Annotated in this window: 16 protein-coding genes; 7 read left to right on the forward strand and 9 right to left on the reverse strand. The window is 69.2% G+C overall.

The annotated features are described in order from the left end of the window. Positions 1–2 precede the first annotated feature (2 nt). Genes ACZ6ZD_RS03490 through ACZ6ZD_RS03510 form a run of 5 tightly spaced genes read left to right on the forward strand, consistent with a single transcriptional unit; the run spans position 3 to position 5412 of the window. Complete coding sequence (locus tag ACZ6ZD_RS03490) at positions 3–2534, forward strand: FtsK/SpoIIIE domain-containing protein (protein WP_465667949.1); 2532 nt, start codon at positions 3–5, stop codon at positions 2532–2534. Continuing rightward, complete coding sequence (locus ACZ6ZD_RS03495) at positions 2531–3811, forward strand: hypothetical protein (RefSeq protein ID WP_465667951.1); 1281 nt, start codon at positions 2531–2533, stop codon at positions 3809–3811. The genes ACZ6ZD_RS03490 and ACZ6ZD_RS03495 overlap by 4 nt, the downstream gene beginning before the upstream one ends. Continuing rightward, positions 3811–4362: a hypothetical protein gene (locus ACZ6ZD_RS03500; RefSeq protein ID WP_465667953.1), complete on the forward strand. Its 552-nt coding sequence runs from the start codon at positions 3811–3813 to the stop codon at positions 4360–4362. Before ACZ6ZD_RS03495 ends, ACZ6ZD_RS03500 begins: the two co-directional genes overlap by 1 nt. Beyond that, complete coding sequence (locus ACZ6ZD_RS03505) at positions 4359–4694, forward strand: hypothetical protein (protein WP_465667955.1); 336 nt, start codon at positions 4359–4361, stop codon at positions 4692–4694. Before ACZ6ZD_RS03500 ends, ACZ6ZD_RS03505 begins: the two co-directional genes overlap by 4 nt. A 1-nt stretch (position 4695) precedes the next feature. Continuing rightward, a complete protein-coding gene (locus ACZ6ZD_RS03510; protein ID WP_465667957.1) occupies positions 4696–5412 on the forward strand; it encodes a hypothetical protein in 717 nt (238 codons plus the stop codon). Here the strand turns inward: ACZ6ZD_RS03510 and ACZ6ZD_RS03515 are convergent. The 8 genes from ACZ6ZD_RS03515 to ACZ6ZD_RS03550 form a co-directional block, all read right to left on the reverse strand. After that, positions 5409–6449 (reverse strand): cytochrome P450 family protein, encoded by a 1041-nt coding sequence (locus tag ACZ6ZD_RS03515; RefSeq protein ID WP_465667959.1) that lies wholly within the window; start codon positions 6447–6449, stop codon positions 5409–5411. The two genes, ACZ6ZD_RS03510 and ACZ6ZD_RS03515, sit on opposite strands and share 4 nt — an antisense overlap. Beyond that, positions 6446–7108: a dethiobiotin synthase gene (gene bioD, locus ACZ6ZD_RS03520; RefSeq protein ID WP_465667961.1), complete on the reverse strand. Its 663-nt coding sequence runs from the start codon at positions 7106–7108 to the stop codon at positions 6446–6448. Before bioD ends, ACZ6ZD_RS03515 begins: the two co-directional genes overlap by 4 nt. After that, a complete protein-coding gene (locus ACZ6ZD_RS03525; protein WP_465667963.1) occupies positions 7105–8226 on the reverse strand; it encodes an 8-amino-7-oxononanoate synthase in 1122 nt (373 codons plus the stop codon). The genes bioD and ACZ6ZD_RS03525 overlap by 4 nt, the downstream gene beginning before the upstream one ends. Continuing rightward, entirely contained in the window at positions 8220–9512 is a 1293-nt protein-coding gene (locus ACZ6ZD_RS03530) for an adenosylmethionine--8-amino-7-oxononanoate transaminase (protein WP_465672606.1), read from the reverse strand. The genes ACZ6ZD_RS03525 and ACZ6ZD_RS03530 overlap by 7 nt, the downstream gene beginning before the upstream one ends. 124 nt (positions 9513–9636) lie before the next feature. Then, on the reverse strand, positions 9637–9828 hold the full coding sequence (gene bsaP, locus ACZ6ZD_RS03535) for a biotin synthase auxiliary protein BsaP (RefSeq protein WP_465667965.1): 192 nt from the start codon (positions 9826–9828) through the stop codon (positions 9637–9639). Further along, a complete protein-coding gene (bioB, locus tag ACZ6ZD_RS03540) occupies positions 9828–10823 on the reverse strand; it encodes a biotin synthase BioB (protein ID WP_465667967.1) in 996 nt (331 codons plus the stop codon). The genes bsaP and bioB overlap by 1 nt, the downstream gene beginning before the upstream one ends. A gap of 573 nt (positions 10824–11396) precedes the next feature. After that, a complete protein-coding gene (locus tag ACZ6ZD_RS03545) occupies positions 11397–13097 on the reverse strand; it encodes a GMC oxidoreductase (protein WP_465667969.1) in 1701 nt (566 codons plus the stop codon). Positions 13098–13101: 4 nt separating this feature from the next. Next, complete coding sequence (locus ACZ6ZD_RS03550; RefSeq protein ID WP_465667971.1) at positions 13102–14694, reverse strand: succinic semialdehyde dehydrogenase; 1593 nt, start codon at positions 14692–14694, stop codon at positions 13102–13104. A 123-nt stretch (positions 14695–14817) separates the two neighbouring features. Here ACZ6ZD_RS03550 and ACZ6ZD_RS03555 point away from each other — a divergent pair, with 123 nt between their 5' ends. Together ACZ6ZD_RS03555 and ACZ6ZD_RS03560 are read left to right on the forward strand one after the other, a co-directional pair. Then, positions 14818–16287 carry a hypothetical protein gene (locus tag ACZ6ZD_RS03555; protein ID WP_465667973.1) on the forward strand — a complete coding sequence of 490 codons (1470 nt, stop codon included), beginning with the start codon at positions 14818–14820 and terminating at the stop codon, positions 16285–16287. Between the two features lie 51 nt (positions 16288–16338). Continuing rightward, positions 16339–17247, forward strand: a complete 909-nt coding sequence (locus ACZ6ZD_RS03560) for a TIGR03086 family metal-binding protein (RefSeq protein ID WP_465667975.1) — start codon at positions 16339–16341, stop codon at positions 17245–17247. On the opposite strand, the gene ACZ6ZD_RS03565 is transcribed toward ACZ6ZD_RS03560, so the two are convergent. Next, positions 17244–17543, reverse strand: coding sequence for a hypothetical protein (locus ACZ6ZD_RS03565; protein ID WP_465667977.1), 300 nt, complete (start codon positions 17541–17543; stop codon positions 17244–17246). The two genes, ACZ6ZD_RS03560 and ACZ6ZD_RS03565, sit on opposite strands and share 4 nt — an antisense overlap. Positions 17544–17658: the final 115 nt, after the last annotated feature.

The raw sequence follows: 17658 nt of genomic DNA on the forward strand, positions 1-17658 counted from the left end.
CCATGTCCGCCGTCGGTTGGGAGAGCCAGGATGCTCTCGAGCAGATTCACCGCGGGCTCGCCTGGGCCCGCGGCAGCGTCCGGCAGCAGCGGGACACCGGTCGCCTGCCGGTCGCAGTGGACCGCACCCGGTACCTCACCGGGTCGCTGGACGACGTGCTGCGCGCACTCCCCAGTGCGGCCGTCGCACCGTGGTCGCAGACGACCGAGTTCGTGCAGACACCCGCCGGACCGCCGCCGCCACTGCGGATCGGTACGACGCGCATCGGACTGGGCCCGGACGGCATCGTCGACCTTCCAGTCCTGGTACCGCTCCTCGGTGCGGGTCACGTCCTGATCGGCCCGGCTCCGATGATCGGTGCGCCGCTGGGACAGGTATGTCCCGAGGAGACCGCGCAGATCGTCGACAACTTGGTGCTGCGGGCGCTCGCCACCACCAGTCCGGGGAAGCTCGTGGTGATCGGCGACCGCTGGCTGCCGCAGTTCCTGAACCGGGACGACGCCTACGACCACGAGCTGTGTTTCGACATCAACCCGGCGGACCCTGCCCAGGTCGACAACCTCCTCACTCGGCTGCGCCGGAACGTCGAAGAGACGACCGGTCCGCCGGAGAAGTACCGCCTGCTGGTCATCTCCGAACTCGACCAGCTCGCTGTGCACCAGCGCGAGGAGTTCCTCTGGCTGCTGCACGCCGGACCCGCCCGCGGGATCCACGCGATCGTCATCGACAGCCGGCTCCCAGCGCACATACCGGTCGAGTACGTCGAGGTCGCACCCCAGCGGGTGCGCAGTGCCGTGGCCGGGCCGCTATTAGAGGTCCGGCCGGACGGTCTGCCACTTCCGGGCACGCCCGCGATGACTGCGCTCGACCTGCGGATCACTGGCGGCGGTCTGTCCGCGCTGCAACTACAGCCGAGCCAGCTGTGGCAGGGACGCTCGGACGCCGGTCTCGAAGCCGCGGTAGGGAACGCCGGTGGTCGGCCGCAGACCATGCGCCTCGGCGACAGCCCAGCGCACGCTCTGATCGGCGGACGGACCGGTTCGGGTAAAACGAACTTCCTCTACGGGCTGATCCTCGGTCTGACGACGAACTACTCCCCCGATGAGGTCGAGCTGTACCTGCTGGACTTCAAGGAGAGCGTGTCGTTCGCCTCCTTCGCCCGAACCCCTGGCGCACTGCCGCATGCCCGCCTCATCGGTGTGCACATCAACTCGGACCGCGAGTTCGGTCTGGCCGCACTACGCGACCTGCACCGCCAGCTGGGCGTGCGGGCGGCCGCAGTGAAGGCACACGGGGTCGTCGACCTTCGCGGACTGCGGGCAGCGGACCCGAACGGTCGGTGGCCACGGATCGTGGCAGTGATCGACGAGTTCCAGATCCTGCTGGCCGGCTCGGACCGGATCACCGCGGAGGCGGTCGACCTTCTGGAGGACCTGGCCCGGCGCGGCCGGTCGTTCGGCATTCACCTGGTCCTGTCCAGCCAAGTGGTCTCCGGAATCGATGCGCTGTCCGGCCGGCCCGCTCTGGTCGCGCAGCTCACGTTGCGCGTAGCACTGCCCGGTGCCCGGCGTGTCCTTGCGGACGACAACAACGCGGCTGAACGGCTGCAGCCGTTCCACGCAGTGCTGAACGACGAGACCGGCCTGCGCGGACACGACCGGGTCGTCCAGCTCCCGCACTTCGACGAGGCAACGCTGCAGACCGTCCAGGACGAACTGGCACGCCGGGCTCCGCAGGCGCAGCCGGTCATCTTCGACGGGTCAGCCGTCCCGGAGCTCGACACCGCAGCCGGCTTCCGGGCGCTGGCACCCCGGGACCAGCGCGAGTGGACGGTCCTGCTCGGTCGGTCGTTCGACGTGACGGACGCGGCCGCAAGCGCCCGGCTCGCGTCCGGTCCGGCCCGAAACCTCGCGGTGATCGGCACCGACGCGACCGAGGTGTACGCCGTCCTCGGCGCGGCCGTTCGCTCACTGGCCCGCCAGGTGCCCCCGGACGCCGCGCGCTTCAGCATCCTGATCGGAGGCGCGGACGCGGAGCCCGAGCTCGCCACCCGGCTTGCCGGGCTGCTCGTCGGACACCACGTCGAGGTCGTCGCACGCGAGCGGATCGCCGACTTCGTCGAGGCCCTGGCGGCCCGTAGCGACACGTTGGCGACGGAGGCCGGGGCAGCACCGCACTTCGTCGTGTTCGTCGGTGTGGACGCTGCCGGCGCCGTCCTGCGGCGATCCGGCGCGAACCGGACCGGCCACGAGCAGCTGCGGCGGATCCTGCTCGACTCCGCCGAGACCGGGATCCGGCTGCTCGGCTGGTGGCGCAGCGTGAACCGGCTGAAGGACGACCTGAGCGACTACGACGCCCGGCTCGACGAGCAGATCGGGATCTGGGTCGCGCTCGATGCGCAAGGCAACGACTTGACCGCGCTCACCGGCGGCGAGCTGGTCAGCTGGAGCCCGCGGCCGCAGCGAGCGTTGTGGTTCGACCGAGCCGTGCACGACCGCCCGCAGCCGATGATCCTGTTCGGAGTGAACCGATGACGATGGACCACTACCGCGCCGCCCTGGCCGAGCTCGGCCGCGCCGACCACGTCGTCCAGGTCGACGACCGGGTCGACGCGCTCTGGCAGCAGGCCGTGCAGACCTTCGGCCCCGGGCTCGACGACCAGCAGTACGCGATGTTGCCGATCGTCGTGAGCCCGGACCTGACCGCACCACCGGACCTCGACATCACCGCGCAGCTTGACCGGATCGAGCGCCACGTCCGAGGCGACCAGCCCGAGCCGACGGCGCCCAGCCGCCTGCACTCGGCGCGCTGGACGCTGACCATCTGGCTCGGCGCCGCACTGCTGACCGCGCTGCTGCTGGGGATGACTGTGACCGGGCTGACCGTCGTACCGGCGTTCTTCCCGGCTCTGGTGGTCGGTGGGTTGTTGCTGCTCGCCGGACCAGGCCGAGTACCGGGGTGGATCTGGGCGCTCGGCCTGGCCTCGCTGTCACTGATCCTGCTGAGCGGCTCGCCGCCGTCGGACCCATCTCCCCTGCCGGTCCAGCCGCAATGGTTCCTGGGTGTGCTGTTCGTTCTGCTGGCTGCCGGCTTCGCACGCGGACTCCAGCTGTCCGGACGCCGTCGGCTGGCGCGGAAGGAGCAGGTCACTCCAGCTGAGGAGTTGGCGGCGGAGCGCCGTCCGCTGGAGTTCCTGCTGACGCTGACGCTGTTCGGGTCAATGACGGCCGGTGCTGATGTCGCTGTGCTCGTCATCATCGCCTCAGTGATCGGCCTGCTTCGGCGACGTCGGTGGACGAGTCTGCTGGCTGCTTTCATCGCAGTGCTCACCTTGCTGATCAGCATCCGCGACGCCGGCCGGGGGTACGACCCGGACTGGGCGCATCCGATCGTGATCGCAGCACTCGCCGCGTTCTGGGTCGTCGCTGCCTGGTACCGACCGTGGCAGCACCGCCTGAGCCGGACGGAGCGGATGCTGTCGCTCGCGGGCCGGACTGCGGCCGCCGGCTACCGCGCAGCGGAGTCCCGCATCGGCGTCCCCACTTTCACCGCAGCGCCGACGCAAGCGCCCATGCAGCAGGCAGAGCCGGATAAGTACCCGAAGGGACAGTTCGGGCGGTACTGCGCCAGCTGCACAGGTACGACCGCACACGTCTCGCGTGGGCTCTCTTCTCCGCAGTGCGTCCAGTGCGGCAGCCGCGCGGCCGGTGGCAGCGCGGGCGATCGCACCTACCCCGACTACTGCGCGCCCTGCGGCGGCACCACTCCACACACCAGCCACGGCTGCGTCGTCTGCCCCGGAGCCCGCTGATGCACGAGGACGGGATGGACGACGTCCTGGGTGACCTGGAACGGGTTTCCGAGCTCACCTGGTCGGCGCTGATCGACATCAGCCAGGTCGAGACCGACCTGGCGGCAGCCGCCGGCCTGCTGCTCCGCACGCTCGGCTCCGACCGCGACCACCTGCTACGCAAAGCCCACCGAGAGCTCTCCCCGCTGCACACCACTGAGGCTCAGGGGCATATCCGCACCGCCCGAAAGGCACTCCACGACTACGGCATCTCGGTCGCACCGAACCGGTTCTCATCCTTGTCGGACCTCGACGATGTCACGAAGACCGAGCACTCGTCCTACGTCCTGATCCAGAAGCACCGTGACAAGCCGCCGACGGTCACCTGGGTCTGCGATGAGCAAGGCACCTACCAGGAGACCGGGTACGTCGCACCGAACGCGACCTCCGATGCGGTCGTGACGAACCCGCAGCCGCCCGACCTGCACGGCGACAAGCTCGTCGTGGCCTCCATCATCGCCGGTGTCGTCATCTCGGCCCTGGTCCAACGCCTGCGAGGTGACAAGCGATGACACCGCTCGCCGAAGTGCTGGCGACTCGCGAAGTGCTCAGCTACTGCACCGAGCAGAGCGCAGCGGACTGGCCGGACGCGACCGCGATCAGCACCGCGCTGGCAGCAGCTGTCGGACGCCGGTGGCCGGCCGACGACCTGCGTGCCATCGCGGACTACGCCCGGGCCGAGGTGGAGCCAGCAGCGACCACCATCCCACCGCTGTACGCCGAGGCCGTGCTGCGGGCGGCCCGAGGCGAGACCCACTTGCTGATGGGTCTGCCGCGCGAGTACCACCTCACCTGGTCGGTCGACCTCTTGGTGTTGCTGACCGCCGACGAACAGGAGCAATGACGTGCAGACACCGTCCCGAGTCCAGGACCTGCTGGCCCGGCATCCGCGTCCGACTGCGCCGGCCCAAGCACCGTGGGAGATGTCGGCGTCCAGCCTGATCACGCCGTTCCTGCCCGGCTCCCTGTCCGCGCCCGCGGTGCTGGTCAACGGACTCGGCCGGATCCACCTGTCGCCGTACGGGCTCGCCATCGACCAGAAGGCGGTCGTCCCGTGGCAGCAGATCACACAGGTGCACACGAGACCTGCGTTCGAGCTGGTCACCGAGACGCTGATCGAGCGAGCGATCGCCAGGGCGACGTTCATGATCAAGCTGCCCGGCAAGGCGTGGGCGACGGACCTGGTCGCACAGAAGGCGCGTGACGCTGTCATGTCCGTGCTGCAGGTCGCACTGTCGGGTAACGCGCCCAGCCTCGCGTTCGACCTCCCGGTCGCGGTGGTTCATCAGAACGGCCGTAAGCAAGCAGAGATGACCCCTGGTGTGTTGTCGACAGCGCTGCTCGCGCTGCCCGGTGTCTCGGAGGCAATCCTGCACACCGCCGCGATGCACGCCGTCCCGGTGATCCGGCATCCCGCACAGACCTGGGTTCACGTCGATCGCGCGGCTCAGGTCGTTGCCGACCGCATCCGGCGCCTGACGACCGGACCGATCGAGGAGCCGCCCAGCGTGCAGCCGCAGCTGGCACCGCCCGTCCGGCGGGGCCGCGAATACACCGGCTAGTGCGTGACGAGGAGTCGCCGCGGCGCGCGGAACGACAGCAGGTCGATCATCGGCGGCTCCTCGACCAGGCGGACATCGCTGAGCAGCTCTGCGGCGTACTCCAACGCCACACGAGTCTCTAGTCGGGCCAGACCGGCGCCCAGACAGCGGTGAATGCCGACGCCGAAGGCCAGGTCCGCTGGTCCCCCGCGGCCACTCAGGCCCAGCAACACCGGCGCGCCGGCTGGCAACGCCACCTCACCGATCTGCGTCGCTTCGGCCGTGACCCGACGCCAAGTCGGCACAGAGGAGGCTGCGCGCAGCACCTCTTCCACATCCACCGTCTGCTGCCCCACTGAGTGTTGGAAGGCAGTCGAGATGAGCTGGGTGGTTGTCTCTTGCCCGGCGATCAGCAGGAAGTAGCCGACCGCGCACACCTCTTCGTCGGTCAGGCCCAGCCCGACCAGCACGCTGAACAGGTCGTCACCACCGTGCAGCCGGGCGGACGACGTCCGCGCGCGCAACCAGGCATAGAACTCGGCCGCACTATGCGCCAGCTCCAGTTGCCGATCGGCGTCCGGCCAGCCCCAGAACAGTTCGAGTGAGTCGAGGCTCCAGGCCTTGAGAGCCGGTACGTCGACCCCGGTCAGACCCAGCAGCTGCAGCAGAACCAGTGCGGGCGGCTCTCCCGCCACAGCCTGGACCAGGTCGACCTGCTCGCCCGCAGCGAGTCGAGCACGCGCTGCGTCCACCCGCTCAGCAGTCAGGTCACGGGTGAGCGGTTCAATGGCTGCAACGCGTGCTGGGCTGAAGAATCGCGCAACCGCGGCCCGGATCGGCCGGTGTGACTCTCCCGCGTTGTTCGCCAGTGTCGGCGGCAGCGCGAACCCCACTGCCGACAGCACCCGCAGCGCCTTCACCGACAGCGGCGTGTGGGCCAGTACGGCGTTGTCCGGCCGGAACGTCTCCGGGTCGAGTAGCACGCCACGTGCCTGCGCCGGGTCGTCGACGACCCAGTACCCGAGCTCCTCGTCGTACCGGGCCGGACAGCCGGTCACGCGAACCAGCCGGGCACTGCCTTCGTGAAGGTCTCCTGGTCGTAGTCCCCAGCACCGGCCGGGATGCGCGCCAGCACAGGGAGTCCAGTGGTTGCCGGCAGGTCCTCGAGGTTGCAGCGATCGGCCAGGTCCGGCTCGGCGGGCCAGGAGCCGATGATGAGCCCCTCTACCGGCAGGCCACGCGCTCGCAGCGCCTCGACCGTCAGACCGGTGTGGCTGAGCGTGCCCAGCCCTGCGCGGGCCACGATCACGAACTTGTACGGCTGGGTCAGGTGCTTGGCCAGGTGGGCCAGCGTGGCCCCATCGGCATCCAGCCCGACCAGCAGACCACCTGCGCCTTCGACGATCACGCTGTCGTGGGCCGCAGCCAGACCGTCGACGGACTTCGCGTGGATCTCGGCCGAGGGCAGCGGGACGCCCTCACGACGCGCAGCGGTCGTCGGCGCGAGCGGATCCCGCAGGCGAACGCCCTCGAACAGCGCGGTGATGCCGGTCAGCCGGTTGACGTCGTCGAGGTCACCCGGATCGTTCGGCCCGACACCTGTCTGCGCCGGCTTCACGACGGCGACCGTGCCCTTGGCGGCAGCGCGCACAGCGAGGGCAGCAGTGGCAACGGTCTTGCCGACGCCGGTGTCGGTACCGGTGACGATGGTGATCATGAGACCTCGCTGATGACTTGGGAGATGACGGTGCAGGCGCGGGTCAGGTCGGCCTCCGACAGACCGGCGTTGGCGGTCAGTCGCAGCCGGCTGACGCCGTCCGGCACCGAAGGCGGTCGGAAGCTGCCGACCAGTACGCCATTGTCCCGGCACAGCTCAGCCGCCAGGACAGTCTCTCGCGGACCGGGCATCGGGACCGAAACGACCGCACCGGCCGCAGCAGGCACGTCACACGCCGCAGCTAGCCGAGCTGCCGCGGAATGGATCGCTGCGGGCCGTTCCGGCTCAGCAACGAGCACACCCAGCGCGGCCAGCGCCGCAGCGCAGGCCGCCGGGTTGAGTGCGGTGTCGTAGATGAACGGACGCGAACGGTTGATCAGATGCGCCCGCAGAACCTCCGGGCCGAGTACGACGCCGCCCTGCGCGGCCAACGCCTTCGACAGCGTCATGGTGACGATCACGTGCTCCAGCCCGGCGAGGCCGGCCGCGTGGACCGAACCGCGGCCGCCGCCAGTGACTCCGACGCCGTGAGCCTCGTCGACCAGTAGTACTGCGTCGTTGGCCCGCGCAGTCTCGGCCAGCTCGACTAGTGGCGCCTCGTCGCTCAGAACGCTGAAGACGGACTCGGTCACGACGACCGCATGTGGCTCGTTGCGCTCGGCAAGCACTTTGGCAACCGCGTCGACGTCGTTGTGCGGGACGATCTCCACCCGCGAGCGCGCCAGCCGGCCCGCGTCGATCAACGAGGCGTGGACGTGCTCGTCGGAAACCAGCAGCGTCCCCGGGCCGCCCAGCGCCGTCACGACGCCCAGATTGGCCAGGTAACCCGAGGAGAACGCCAGCCCCGCCTCGTGGCCCGTGTACCCGGCCAACGTCGACTCCAGCTCCTCGTGGAGCGTCGTCGTCCCGGTGACCAGGCGAGACGCGGTCGCACCGGTCCCCCAGCGGCAGACCGCTTCGGCAGCGGCCTCGACCAGCCGGGAGTCCCGCGAGAGGCCCAGATAGTCGTTGCCGGCAAGGTCAATGGCTTCCGCGTCGGCGCTGCGCGCTCGCAGCCGTCGCGTCAGCCCACGGGACTCCAGGGCCGCAGCCTTCGGCGCCAGCCAGTCCGTCAGCACCCGACCTCCCGCACCGCTTCGGCGATCGCGGTCGTGATGGTGGCGATGTCCTCGTCCGTGCAGACGTACGGCGGCATCGTGTAGACGAGATCGCGGAACGGGCGGACCCAGACGCCCCGACGCAGTACGGCGTCCGTCATCCGCACCATGTCCACCGGGCCGCCCAGCTGGACGACGCCGACCGCGCCGAGCACCCGAACGTCCTTCACACCCGGCAGCTCGGCAACAGGCGCCAGCCCAGCCGACAGCCCCGCGGACAGCTCCGCAACCCGGCCAGCCCAGTCCTGAGCGAGCAGCAGGTCGATAGACGCCAGCGCGACTGAGCAGGCCAGCGGGTTCGCCATGAAGGTCGGACCGTGCATCAGCGCACCGCCCGGACCGTTGGAGACCGTCTGTGCGACCTCCGCCGTACAGAGCATCGCTGCGAGGCTCAGATAGCCGCCGGTGAGCGCCTTGCCGATGCAGAGGATGTCCGGGTCGACTCCGGCGTGCTCAGAGGCCCAGAGGGTCCCAGTGCGGCCGAAGCCGGTGGCGATCTCGTCCAGGATCAGCAGGAAGCCGTGCTGATCCGCCAGCTCGCGCAGCACGCGCAGACAGGCCGGGCTGTACGGATACATGCCGCCGGCACCTTGCAGAATCGGCTCGACCACGATGGCCGCGATCTGGCCGGCCTGCTGCTCAGCAACCGCGGCCATCGCCGCAGCCCAGGCCAGAAACTCCGGATCGTCGTCCGGACGGTCGAAACCCGCAGGCGGCTGCGGACCGAACACCTGCTCTTGCAGCGCGCCGGTGAACAGCGAATGCATCCCGTTCACCGGGTCACAGACACTCATCGGCGCGAACGTGTCGCCGTGGTAGCCGCCGCGGACTGTCAGCATCTTGGTCCGTCCGAGGCGCCCCCGGGCCACCTGGTACTGGAGCGCGATCTTGATCGCCACCTCGACCGACACCGACCCGGAGTCGCAGAAGAACACATGCTCCAGCGGTGCGGGCGTGATCTCGACCAGTCGCTCGGCCAGCCGGATCGCCGGCTCATGCGTCAGCCCGCCGAACATGACGTGGCTGAAGTCGTCCACCTGCTCCTTCACCGCGGCGTCGAGCACCGGGTGCCGGTAGCCGTGGATCATGCACCACCACGACGCCATGGCGTCGATCGCCTCGACAGCACCACCCGCTCCGTCGTCCAGTGTCAGCCGGACTCCGGAGGCCCCACGGACCAGCCGCACCGGAGAGGGCTCAGCCAGCGACGAGTACGGATGCCAGAGGAGCTGGGCATCCCGCTCCAGCCAACCACCGACCGACAGTGTCACCGCGACTCCTCCACGGGCAACCACGGTAATCGCTGGTCTGCCGCTGCAGTGCCGCGGGTGACTGAGATGTGAACAACATGTTCACCCTGTAGGCGAGCGACTACGAGCTGGTCATCGTGCCGTGCACGGAGCAGCGGGCGCTCCACCCCATCGGGTGAACCTGGACGACCATCCGGCGCCGGCACTCGGCGCAGTAGCGCGGCGGCTCCATCGCCAGGGCCTGACGGCAGCCGTCGTGGCTGCCGTCGGCCTGTTCGCGACCACAGTGGCCGCAGTAGACGAGCGTGGTCATCACAGCGTCTTCTGGAGTTCCTTGACCGGCATCTTGAGCTCGGCGAGCAGATCCAGGTCCGCAGTGGCCGGACGGCCCAGCGTGGTCAGGTAGTTGCCGACGATGACCGCGTTGATACCGCCGAGCAGCCCCTCACGGGTGCCGAGGTCGCCCAGGGTCAGCTCGCGCCCACCGGCGTACCGGAGCACGGTCCGCGGCATGGCCAGCCGGAACGCGGCGATCGTCCGCAGCGCGTCCTTGCCGCCCATGATCTCCATGTCGCCGAACGGCGTCCCCGGGCGCGGGTTCAGGAAGTTCAGCGGGACCTCGTGCGGCTCCAGCGACGCCAGCTGCGCGGCCAGCTCGGCGCGCTGCTCGAGCGTCTCGCCCATCCCGACCAGGCCGCCGCAGCACAGCTCCATGCCGGACTCCTTGACCATCAGGCAGGTCTCCCAGCGCTCCTCGAAGGAGTGCGTGGTGACAACGTCGCCGAAGTAGGAGCGGGCCGACTCCAGGTTGTGGTTGTACCGGTGCACACCCATCGCCTTGAGCTCGTCGACCTGCTCCTGGGTCAGCATGCCGAGCGAACAGGCGATGTTGATCTCCACCGCGGCGTTGATCGCCTCGATCCCGGCCTTCACCTGCGACATCAGCCGCGCGTCCGGACCACGGACCGCGGCGACGATGCAGAACTCGGTAGCGCCGGTCTTCGCGGTCTCCTTGGCCGCCTCGACCAGCTCCGGGATGTTCAGCCAGACCGAACGCACCGGCGAGGTGAACTGACCGGACTGCGAGCAGAAATGGCAGTCCTCTGGGCAGCCGCCGGTCTTCAGCGAGATGATCCCCTCGACCTCGACCTCCTCGCCGCACCACTTCACCCGGACGTCGTGCGCCAGCGCCAGCAGCTCCTCGAGCCGGTCGTCCGGAGTGTTCAGCACCTCGACCAGCTGCTCCTCGGTCAGGCCCGTGCCCTGCTCCAGAACCTGCTCGCGTGCCACGTCCAGGATGTCGCCCATGGTTCTCCTGCCTCAGTCGTCCGGTCGGCTCACACTAAGCCAGCGGACCGGTTCCGGGCTGCGGGGTGCGTCACGTGGAACAAACCGGGACCGAGTGCCACAGGCACGCTCCGCGACCACCGGGAACAGCTCGGAGAAAGTTTTTTGGATTTTCTCCGGAACCTCGTAACCCCCTGTAGATGGGCTCGTTGATGTGAGCAGAGGCGGTTACCGCAAGGAAGACCGCCACCCGGTGACAAAGAGCAACGAGCGCCGATCATTACGATCAGCACGCGGAGTGATCACAACCACTCAGTAAGGCTCGAAACTCTGGAAATCGGATGTAAGGTAGTTACCAAGAGCTCGGGTCGCCAGCCATGGTTGGTGACCCGATCCCAAAGCGCCGGGCGCCTCACCCCGGCTTGAGTGAGCCCCTCGGGAAACGATTTGGGCGGAAACGTTCCCGAGGGGCTCGCTCCCTTTTCTGGCCATTGTTCGGCATTAACCTCAACTCTCTCCGGGTTGAGGTTTTTTCATTTCTTCGGGGTTCACCCGGCGTGCGGTAAATCACGTCGATGGAACATCAGGGCTGCGTTACGGATTCGTCACAGCCTGTTTCGGGACGATCGGCAGCCGTAATGCCCCCGGGGCCGCGGCCGGCACCACCGGGCTCTTCGGCGGCACCGGGCCCAGCCGCCGGTACGCCGTCCCGACGGCCGGCCGGGTGTCCTGATCACCCTTGTTCGGCCAGAACGACAGCGCCCGCTCGGCCTGGGCGGTAATGGTCAGCGACGGGTTCACGCCGAGGTTCGCCGAGATCGCCGACCCGTCCAGGATGTGCAGGCCGTCGTACCCGTAGACGCGGTGATAGGGGTCGACGACGCCGGTCTCGGGCGAGTCGCCGATCGCGCAGCCGCCGATGAAGTGCGCGGTCATCGGCACGTTGAACGGCTCGCCGATCGTGCCGCCCGGCGTCCCCTTCATCAGGTTCGCCATCCGGCGGACGACCTGGTTCGCCACCGGGATCCAGGCCGGGTTCGGGGCGCCGTGGCCCTGTTTGGAGGTCAGCCGCCAGCGGCCGAGCCGGTCCCGCTTGCCGAACGTCGTGATCGAGTTGTCCGTCGTCTGCATGACGAGCGCGATCACGGCCCGCTCGGACCAGTGCTTGAGGTCGTACAGCCGGCGGATATTCTTCCGCTGGACGCGCAGCTCCCGCAGCCACGTCCGCCAGCGCGGCTCGGCGCCGTCCCCGTCCGTCAGCACGGTCTGCAGCAGCGACATCGCGTTACTACCCTTGCCGTAGCGGACCGGCTCGATGTGGGTGACGTCGTCCGGATGGAAGGACGACGTGATCGCCACGCCGCGGCTGTAGTCGATCGAGTCGTCACCGGCCATCGCCCCGAGCAAGGACTCGGAGTTGGTCCGGGTCAGGACGCCGAGACGCGGCGACAGCCGGGGCAGCTTGCCCTCGTCGCGGAGCCGGTGCAGGAGTTTCGCCGTCCCGAGGGCGGAGGCCGCGAAGACGACCTGGTCGGCGGTGAACCGGCGGACGACCTTCCGGTTCGCGGTGTGCCGGGTGACGACGACGTACCCGCCGCCGGGCCGCGGCTCGACCGACGTGACGGTCGTCATCGCGAAGACCTCGGCGCCGGCCTTCTCGGCCAGGTAGAGGTAGTTCTTGGTCAGCGTGTTCTTGGCGTTGTGCCGGCAGCCGGTCATGCACTCGCCGCAGTCGATACAGCCCGTCCGCCGGGGCCCGGCGCCGCCGAAGTACGGGTCCTCGACCTCGACCCCGGGCTGACCGAAGAAGACACCGACCGGTGTCGGGTGGAAGGTGTGGCCCACGCCCATGTCGTCCGCGACCTGTTTCATCACCTGGTCGGCGGGCGTGAAATGCGGGTAGGTCGCGACGCCGAGCATCCGCTTGGCCTGGTCGTAGTACGGCGCCAGCTCGCTCTTCCAGTCGGTGATGTGCGCCCACTGCCGGTCGGTGTAGAACGCCGCCAGCGGCTCGTACAGCGTGTTCGCGTAGACCAGGCTGCCGCCGCCGACCCCGGCGCCGGACAGGATGATCACGTCCCGCAGCGCGGTGATCCGCTGGATGCCGAACATCCCGAGCTTCGGCGCGAACAGGAACCGCTTGGCGTCCCACGAGTTCTTCGCGTACGTCGCGTCCTCGAACCGGGCCCCGGCCTCCAGCACCGCGACCTTGTACCCCTTCTCGGTCAGCCGCAGCGCGCTGACCGAGCCGCCGAAACCCGACCCGATGACGAGGACGTCGTAGTCGGCAGCCATGGCACTACGCCCGTCCCAGTTTCTTCAGGACTCGGAGGGCGCCGGTCATGAGCTCGGCGTAGGTCTCGTCGGGGATGCCGTGCGAGGCGGCGATCGGGAGCAGCCGCTGGGTCGCGATCGCCTGCGGATCGACGTACCGGCGGATCCCTTCGACGCCCTGGCGGCGGCCGAGGCCGGACGATCGCATCCCGCCCATCGGGGTGTCGATCGAGCCGAAGGTGGCCGCGTAGCCCTCGTTGACGTTGACGGTCCCGGCGACGAGCTGGGCGGCGACCGCACGGCCGCGGCGGGCGTCCCGGGTGTAGACGCTCGCGTTCAGGCCGTACTCACCCTCGTTGGCGCGCTGGATCGCCTCGGACTCGTCGGAGAACCGGTAGATCGACACGACCGGACCGAAGGTCTCGTTGTCGAAGCACTCCATCGCGGGCGTCACGCCGGACAGGACCGTCGGCTCGTAGAACAGCGGGCCGATGTCCGGCCGCGCCTTGCCCCCGGCCAGGACAACGGCGCCCTTGGCCTTGGCGTCGTCCACATGCCGGCTGACGGTCTCCAGCTGGGCCTTGGAGATCAGCGAGCCCATGTCGACGTCCCAGCCGGTGCCGGCCGAGAGGCGGAGCTTGTTGACGCGGTCCACGAACGCGGTGACGAAGGCGTCGTACACCTGGTCGGCGACGTACAGGCGCTCCATCGAGACGCAGAGCTGACCGGCGCTGGCGAAACAGGCGCGGACGGCGCCCTCGGCGGCCCGGTGCACATCGGCGTCGCGCAGGACCAGCATCGGGTTCTTGCCGCCGAGCTCGAGGCTGCAGCCGATCAGCCGCTCACCGGCCTGCTTCGCGACCAGACGGCCGGTCTTGGTCGAGCCGGTGAAACAGATGTAGTCGGTGTTCTGGATGATCGCGCCGCCGACGGTCGGGCCGTCGCCGTTCACCGGCACCCAGGCCTCGCGCGGCAGGCCGGCGTCGTACAGGAGCTCGATCGCGCGCAGCGCCGTCAGCGGGGTCTGGCTGTCGGGTTTGTGCACGACAGCGTTCCCGGCGAGGACGGCGGGCAGGCCGTCGGCCATCGCCATGCTGAGCGGGTAGTTCCACGGCGAGATGATGCCGACGACGCCCTTGGGTACGTAGCGCTGCTCGGCACGGGTCAGCACCGGGAACATGCCGAGTTTGCGCTGCGGGTCGAGCAGCTCGTGCGCCTTGCGGCCGTAGTACCGCGCTGTGAGCGCTACGTGCGCGACCTCCTCGAAGGCCTGCTTACGCGCCTTGCCGGACTCCCGGATGACCAGATCGACCAGCTCGTGCCGGTGGTCCAGCACGAGGTCGTGGTAGCGCAGCAGGATCGCAGCGCGCTCGTCGAGCGGCACCCGGCGCCAGGTCGCCTGCGTACGCCGGGCCGACCGGACCGCGCCGAGTACGTCGTCCGGGCTGGACACCGGCAGATCCGCGATCGGCTGGCCGGTCGCGGGCGCATAGGAGGTCCGGGTACCGGCGGTCGCCCGCAGCAGCCCCGACAACCGCCGGATGACCGACTGGTCGGTCGCGTACGACGCGGTCGGGTCGAGCTCCGGGTCCGCGGGAATCGACGTCTGCTCGCTCATTCACCTAGGCTACCTGCCGGTAATAGCAGGTGTCAGTACCGAATGGGCTTCGTGTCCCGCTGCACGTGCAGATGCATTGCCCTAGGGTTGACGGTTGAACCTGCGAAGGGGTGGAAACGCGAGATGGTGGACAGCGGGGGGCTTTGGACGCCTCCTGAGGACGAGCTCGGCGAGGCGCTGCAGACAGCCCAGGTGCTGATCGAGGAAGGCCGGGCGGACGAGGCCGGGCCGTATCAGCAGCGCGTGATCGAGCTTGCCCGGCAGCGGGCCGAGGAACAGCCCAATCACTACGAGGCCAAGCACCTGATGGCCGCGACGCACTACGAGCTGGCCGGTTCGCTGAACGCCGCAGGCCGGCACGAGGAAGCGCTTGCCGCGCTGCACGAGGCCCAGCTCGGCTACACCGAGCTCAGCGACGCCGGCGTGCTCGACGCGACGTCGTACCTCGCTGACATCCGCGCACGGCGCGCTATGACCCAGGCGCACCGCGGTCGCGGCGCCACCGCCGTACTGGAGATGGACGGCGCGGTCATCGCGTACGGCCAGCTCGTCGGCGGTGAAGAGGGCCTGCGGCACCAGCCGGACTTCGCCCGCGTCCTCGCGATGAATGCGCTCATCCTGCGCCGGTACGGCGATCCTGCACTCGCCGTCGCGTCTGCGGACGCAGCGACCCAGCTGTTCCTTCAGCTCGCGGACCAGATCAACGAGAGCCCGCAGTCCCTCTCGTACGCGCGCTACCTGTGTACGGCGACCGCAGTGTCGGCCGACGTCCACGCAGCGGAGGGTCGGCTCGACCTGGCCCTGGAGGCGGACGAGATCGGCCTGAACACCGCCGACACCCTCGCCGACTCGGACTCCGCGACCGACATGCGCACACTGGTCGCCGCACTCACCCGCAAGGGTAAGCACCTCGGCATCGTCGGTCGCATCATGGAGGGCGAGACCTGCCTGCGGACGGCGTTCGACACGGACGCCGAGACCGCAGCGCGAGTCACCGAAGAGCTGGAGCGTGGTCTGCCGCTGACTCTGGTCGCCGCTCTGGAGAACGCCGAGATCAAACTCGGGCCCTACGAGCAGTACTACCGGCTGCTTGCTCTGGCCGAGCCCGCTCCCGGTATGACGCTGGCAACGGTGTCGGGTCGCACTGACCCGGAGTCCGCCTGCGTACGAGCTACTGAGCTGGCCGAGCTCATCTCGGCACTGCTGATCCAGGACGTCGGCACTGCGATGACGCTGGGCCTGGAGGCGCACTACCTGTTCGCCATCTCGTCGGAGCGCGAGTCACAGCGGATGCGCTACGAGACCAGCACCTACGCGCCGATCTGGGCGAAGCTGCTGCTCGACATCTCCGGCGCGTACCACCAGGCTGGCCGCACCGAGCTGGCCCTGGACCTGGCCGGTTGGTGCGCAGAGGTCGCCACCGCGCTCATCCCGTTCACCGACGACGACCCGGAGATGACTGACCTGGCCGCCGCCTGCTACCGCCAGCACGGTGACCTCCTCGCCGCCACCGGCGACCTGACCGCCTCCCATCACGCACACGAGGCGGCCCAGCAACTCCTGGTAGGTCCCGAACGCCGCATCGGCGGCTAGTTCTTGACGCTTCCCTCGGTACGGCGGACGCTGGCGCTGAGGGGGCTCGTCATGGACATTGTTGAGTTACACAACCGCAGTGTGGGGGCGTTCGCGCAGCTGGTGCAGTCGGTGCGCCACGACCAGTGGTCGGCGCCGACGCCGTGCGCGGAGTGGGACGTCCACGCTCTGGTAAACCACGTGGTCGGTGAAGAACGGTGGACTGTGCCGCTGATGGCCGGTCGGACGATTGCGGACGTCGGGGCCGCGTTCGACGGTGATCTGCTTGGGGACGACGCCGCCCGGACCGCACTGATCGCGGCCGCCGAGGCGCAACTGGCGGCGAGTGCAGACGTGCCGACCGTGCACCTGTCGTACGGGGACGAGTCGACCGACGAGTACCTGCGCCAGCTTGTGGCGGACCATCTGATCCACACGTGGGACCTGGCCGCAGCACTCGGCACCGACCGCGGCCTCGACGCCGAGCTGGTCGCCGAGGTCACCCCCTGGTTCGCAGAGCGGGCTGAGCTGTACCGCTCGGCCGGCATGGTCGGCGACCCGCTCCCCGGCTCTGCCGACCCGGCTGACGCTCTGCTCGCCGCCTTCGGCCGCGACCCGGACTGGTCGCCCGCCCTCGCCCTGCTCAACCGCTTCGGTACGGCGTTCGACCGGTGCGACCTGGAGACGGTACTGGCGCTAGTCACGCCGGACTGCGTCTTCGAGTCCACCTCACCGGCCCCCGACGGTCAGCGCTTCAAAGGAGCCGACGCCGTCCGCGCCGAATGGCAGAAGCTCTTCGAGGGCACCACCGAGCCCCGCTTCGAAACCGAGGAGACGATCATCGCCGGCGACCGCGCCGTCGTCCGCTGGCACTACTCCTGGCGCGACGAGACCGGCGGCCGCGGGCACGTCCGCGGCGTCGACGTCATCCGGCTGCGCGACGGCAAGATCGCCGAGAAACTCTCCTACGTGAAGGGCTAGGCCTCCGCGTTCAGCGCACCCACGAACAACCCGGCCTCGACCTCGGTCATCCCCGTCTCGGACACCACCAGCGCCGTCGCCTGATGCAACTCCCCCGCCGCCTTCAGCGCCCGCGTCCGCTCCGCCAAATTCGTCCCCGGCACCCGCACCACCGGCGTGTCCCGCACCGGCGGCACATAAGTCCCGTACCGAATCTCCTCCACGATCTGCCGCGACTTCTTGATGTCCAGCCCGGTCCGGTCCCGCACCAACTTCGTCGCATGCACGAACAACCGCGACGTAATCAGAAACCGCACCTGATCCACGTCATCCGAAGTCAACATAGCCCGCGCCGTAGCCAGCGCCACATTGTCCGCTTCCCGGCTACCCCGACTGAACAATCCCATACCGCAATCCTTCCAGAACTCCCCA

This window comes from Kribbella sp. NPDC104218 (genome assembly GCF_055584105.1).

Coding starts and splice junctions, on each gene's coding strand:
- ACZ6ZD_RS03490 (WP_465667949.1), top strand. CDS start 3: ATGTCCGCCGTCGGTTGGGAGAGCCAGGATGCTCTCGAGCAGATTCAC.
- ACZ6ZD_RS03495 (WP_465667951.1), top strand. CDS start 2,531: ATGACGATGGACCACTACCGCGCCGCCCTGGCCGAGCTCGGCCGCGCC.
- ACZ6ZD_RS03500 (WP_465667953.1), top strand. CDS start 3,811: ATGCACGAGGACGGGATGGACGACGTCCTGGGTGACCTGGAACGGGTT.
- ACZ6ZD_RS03505 (WP_465667955.1), top strand. CDS start 4,359: ATGACACCGCTCGCCGAAGTGCTGGCGACTCGCGAAGTGCTCAGCTAC.
- bioD (WP_465667961.1), bottom strand. CDS start 7,108: ATGATCACCATCGTCACCGGTACCGACACCGGCGTCGGCAAGACCGTT.
- bsaP (WP_465667965.1), bottom strand. CDS start 9,828: ATGACCACGCTCGTCTACTGCGGCCACTGTGGTCGCGAACAGGCCGAC.
- bioB (WP_465667967.1), bottom strand. CDS start 10,823: ATGGGCGACATCCTGGACGTGGCACGCGAGCAGGTTCTGGAGCAGGGC.
- ACZ6ZD_RS03545 (WP_465667969.1), bottom strand. CDS start 13,097: ATGGCTGCCGACTACGACGTCCTCGTCATCGGGTCGGGTTTCGGCGGC.
- ACZ6ZD_RS03550 (WP_465667971.1), bottom strand. CDS start 14,694: ATGAGCGAGCAGACGTCGATTCCCGCGGACCCGGAGCTCGACCCGACC.
- ACZ6ZD_RS03555 (WP_465667973.1), top strand. CDS start 14,818: ATGGTGGACAGCGGGGGGCTTTGGACGCCTCCTGAGGACGAGCTCGGC.
- ACZ6ZD_RS03560 (WP_465667975.1), top strand. CDS start 16,339: ATGGACATTGTTGAGTTACACAACCGCAGTGTGGGGGCGTTCGCGCAG.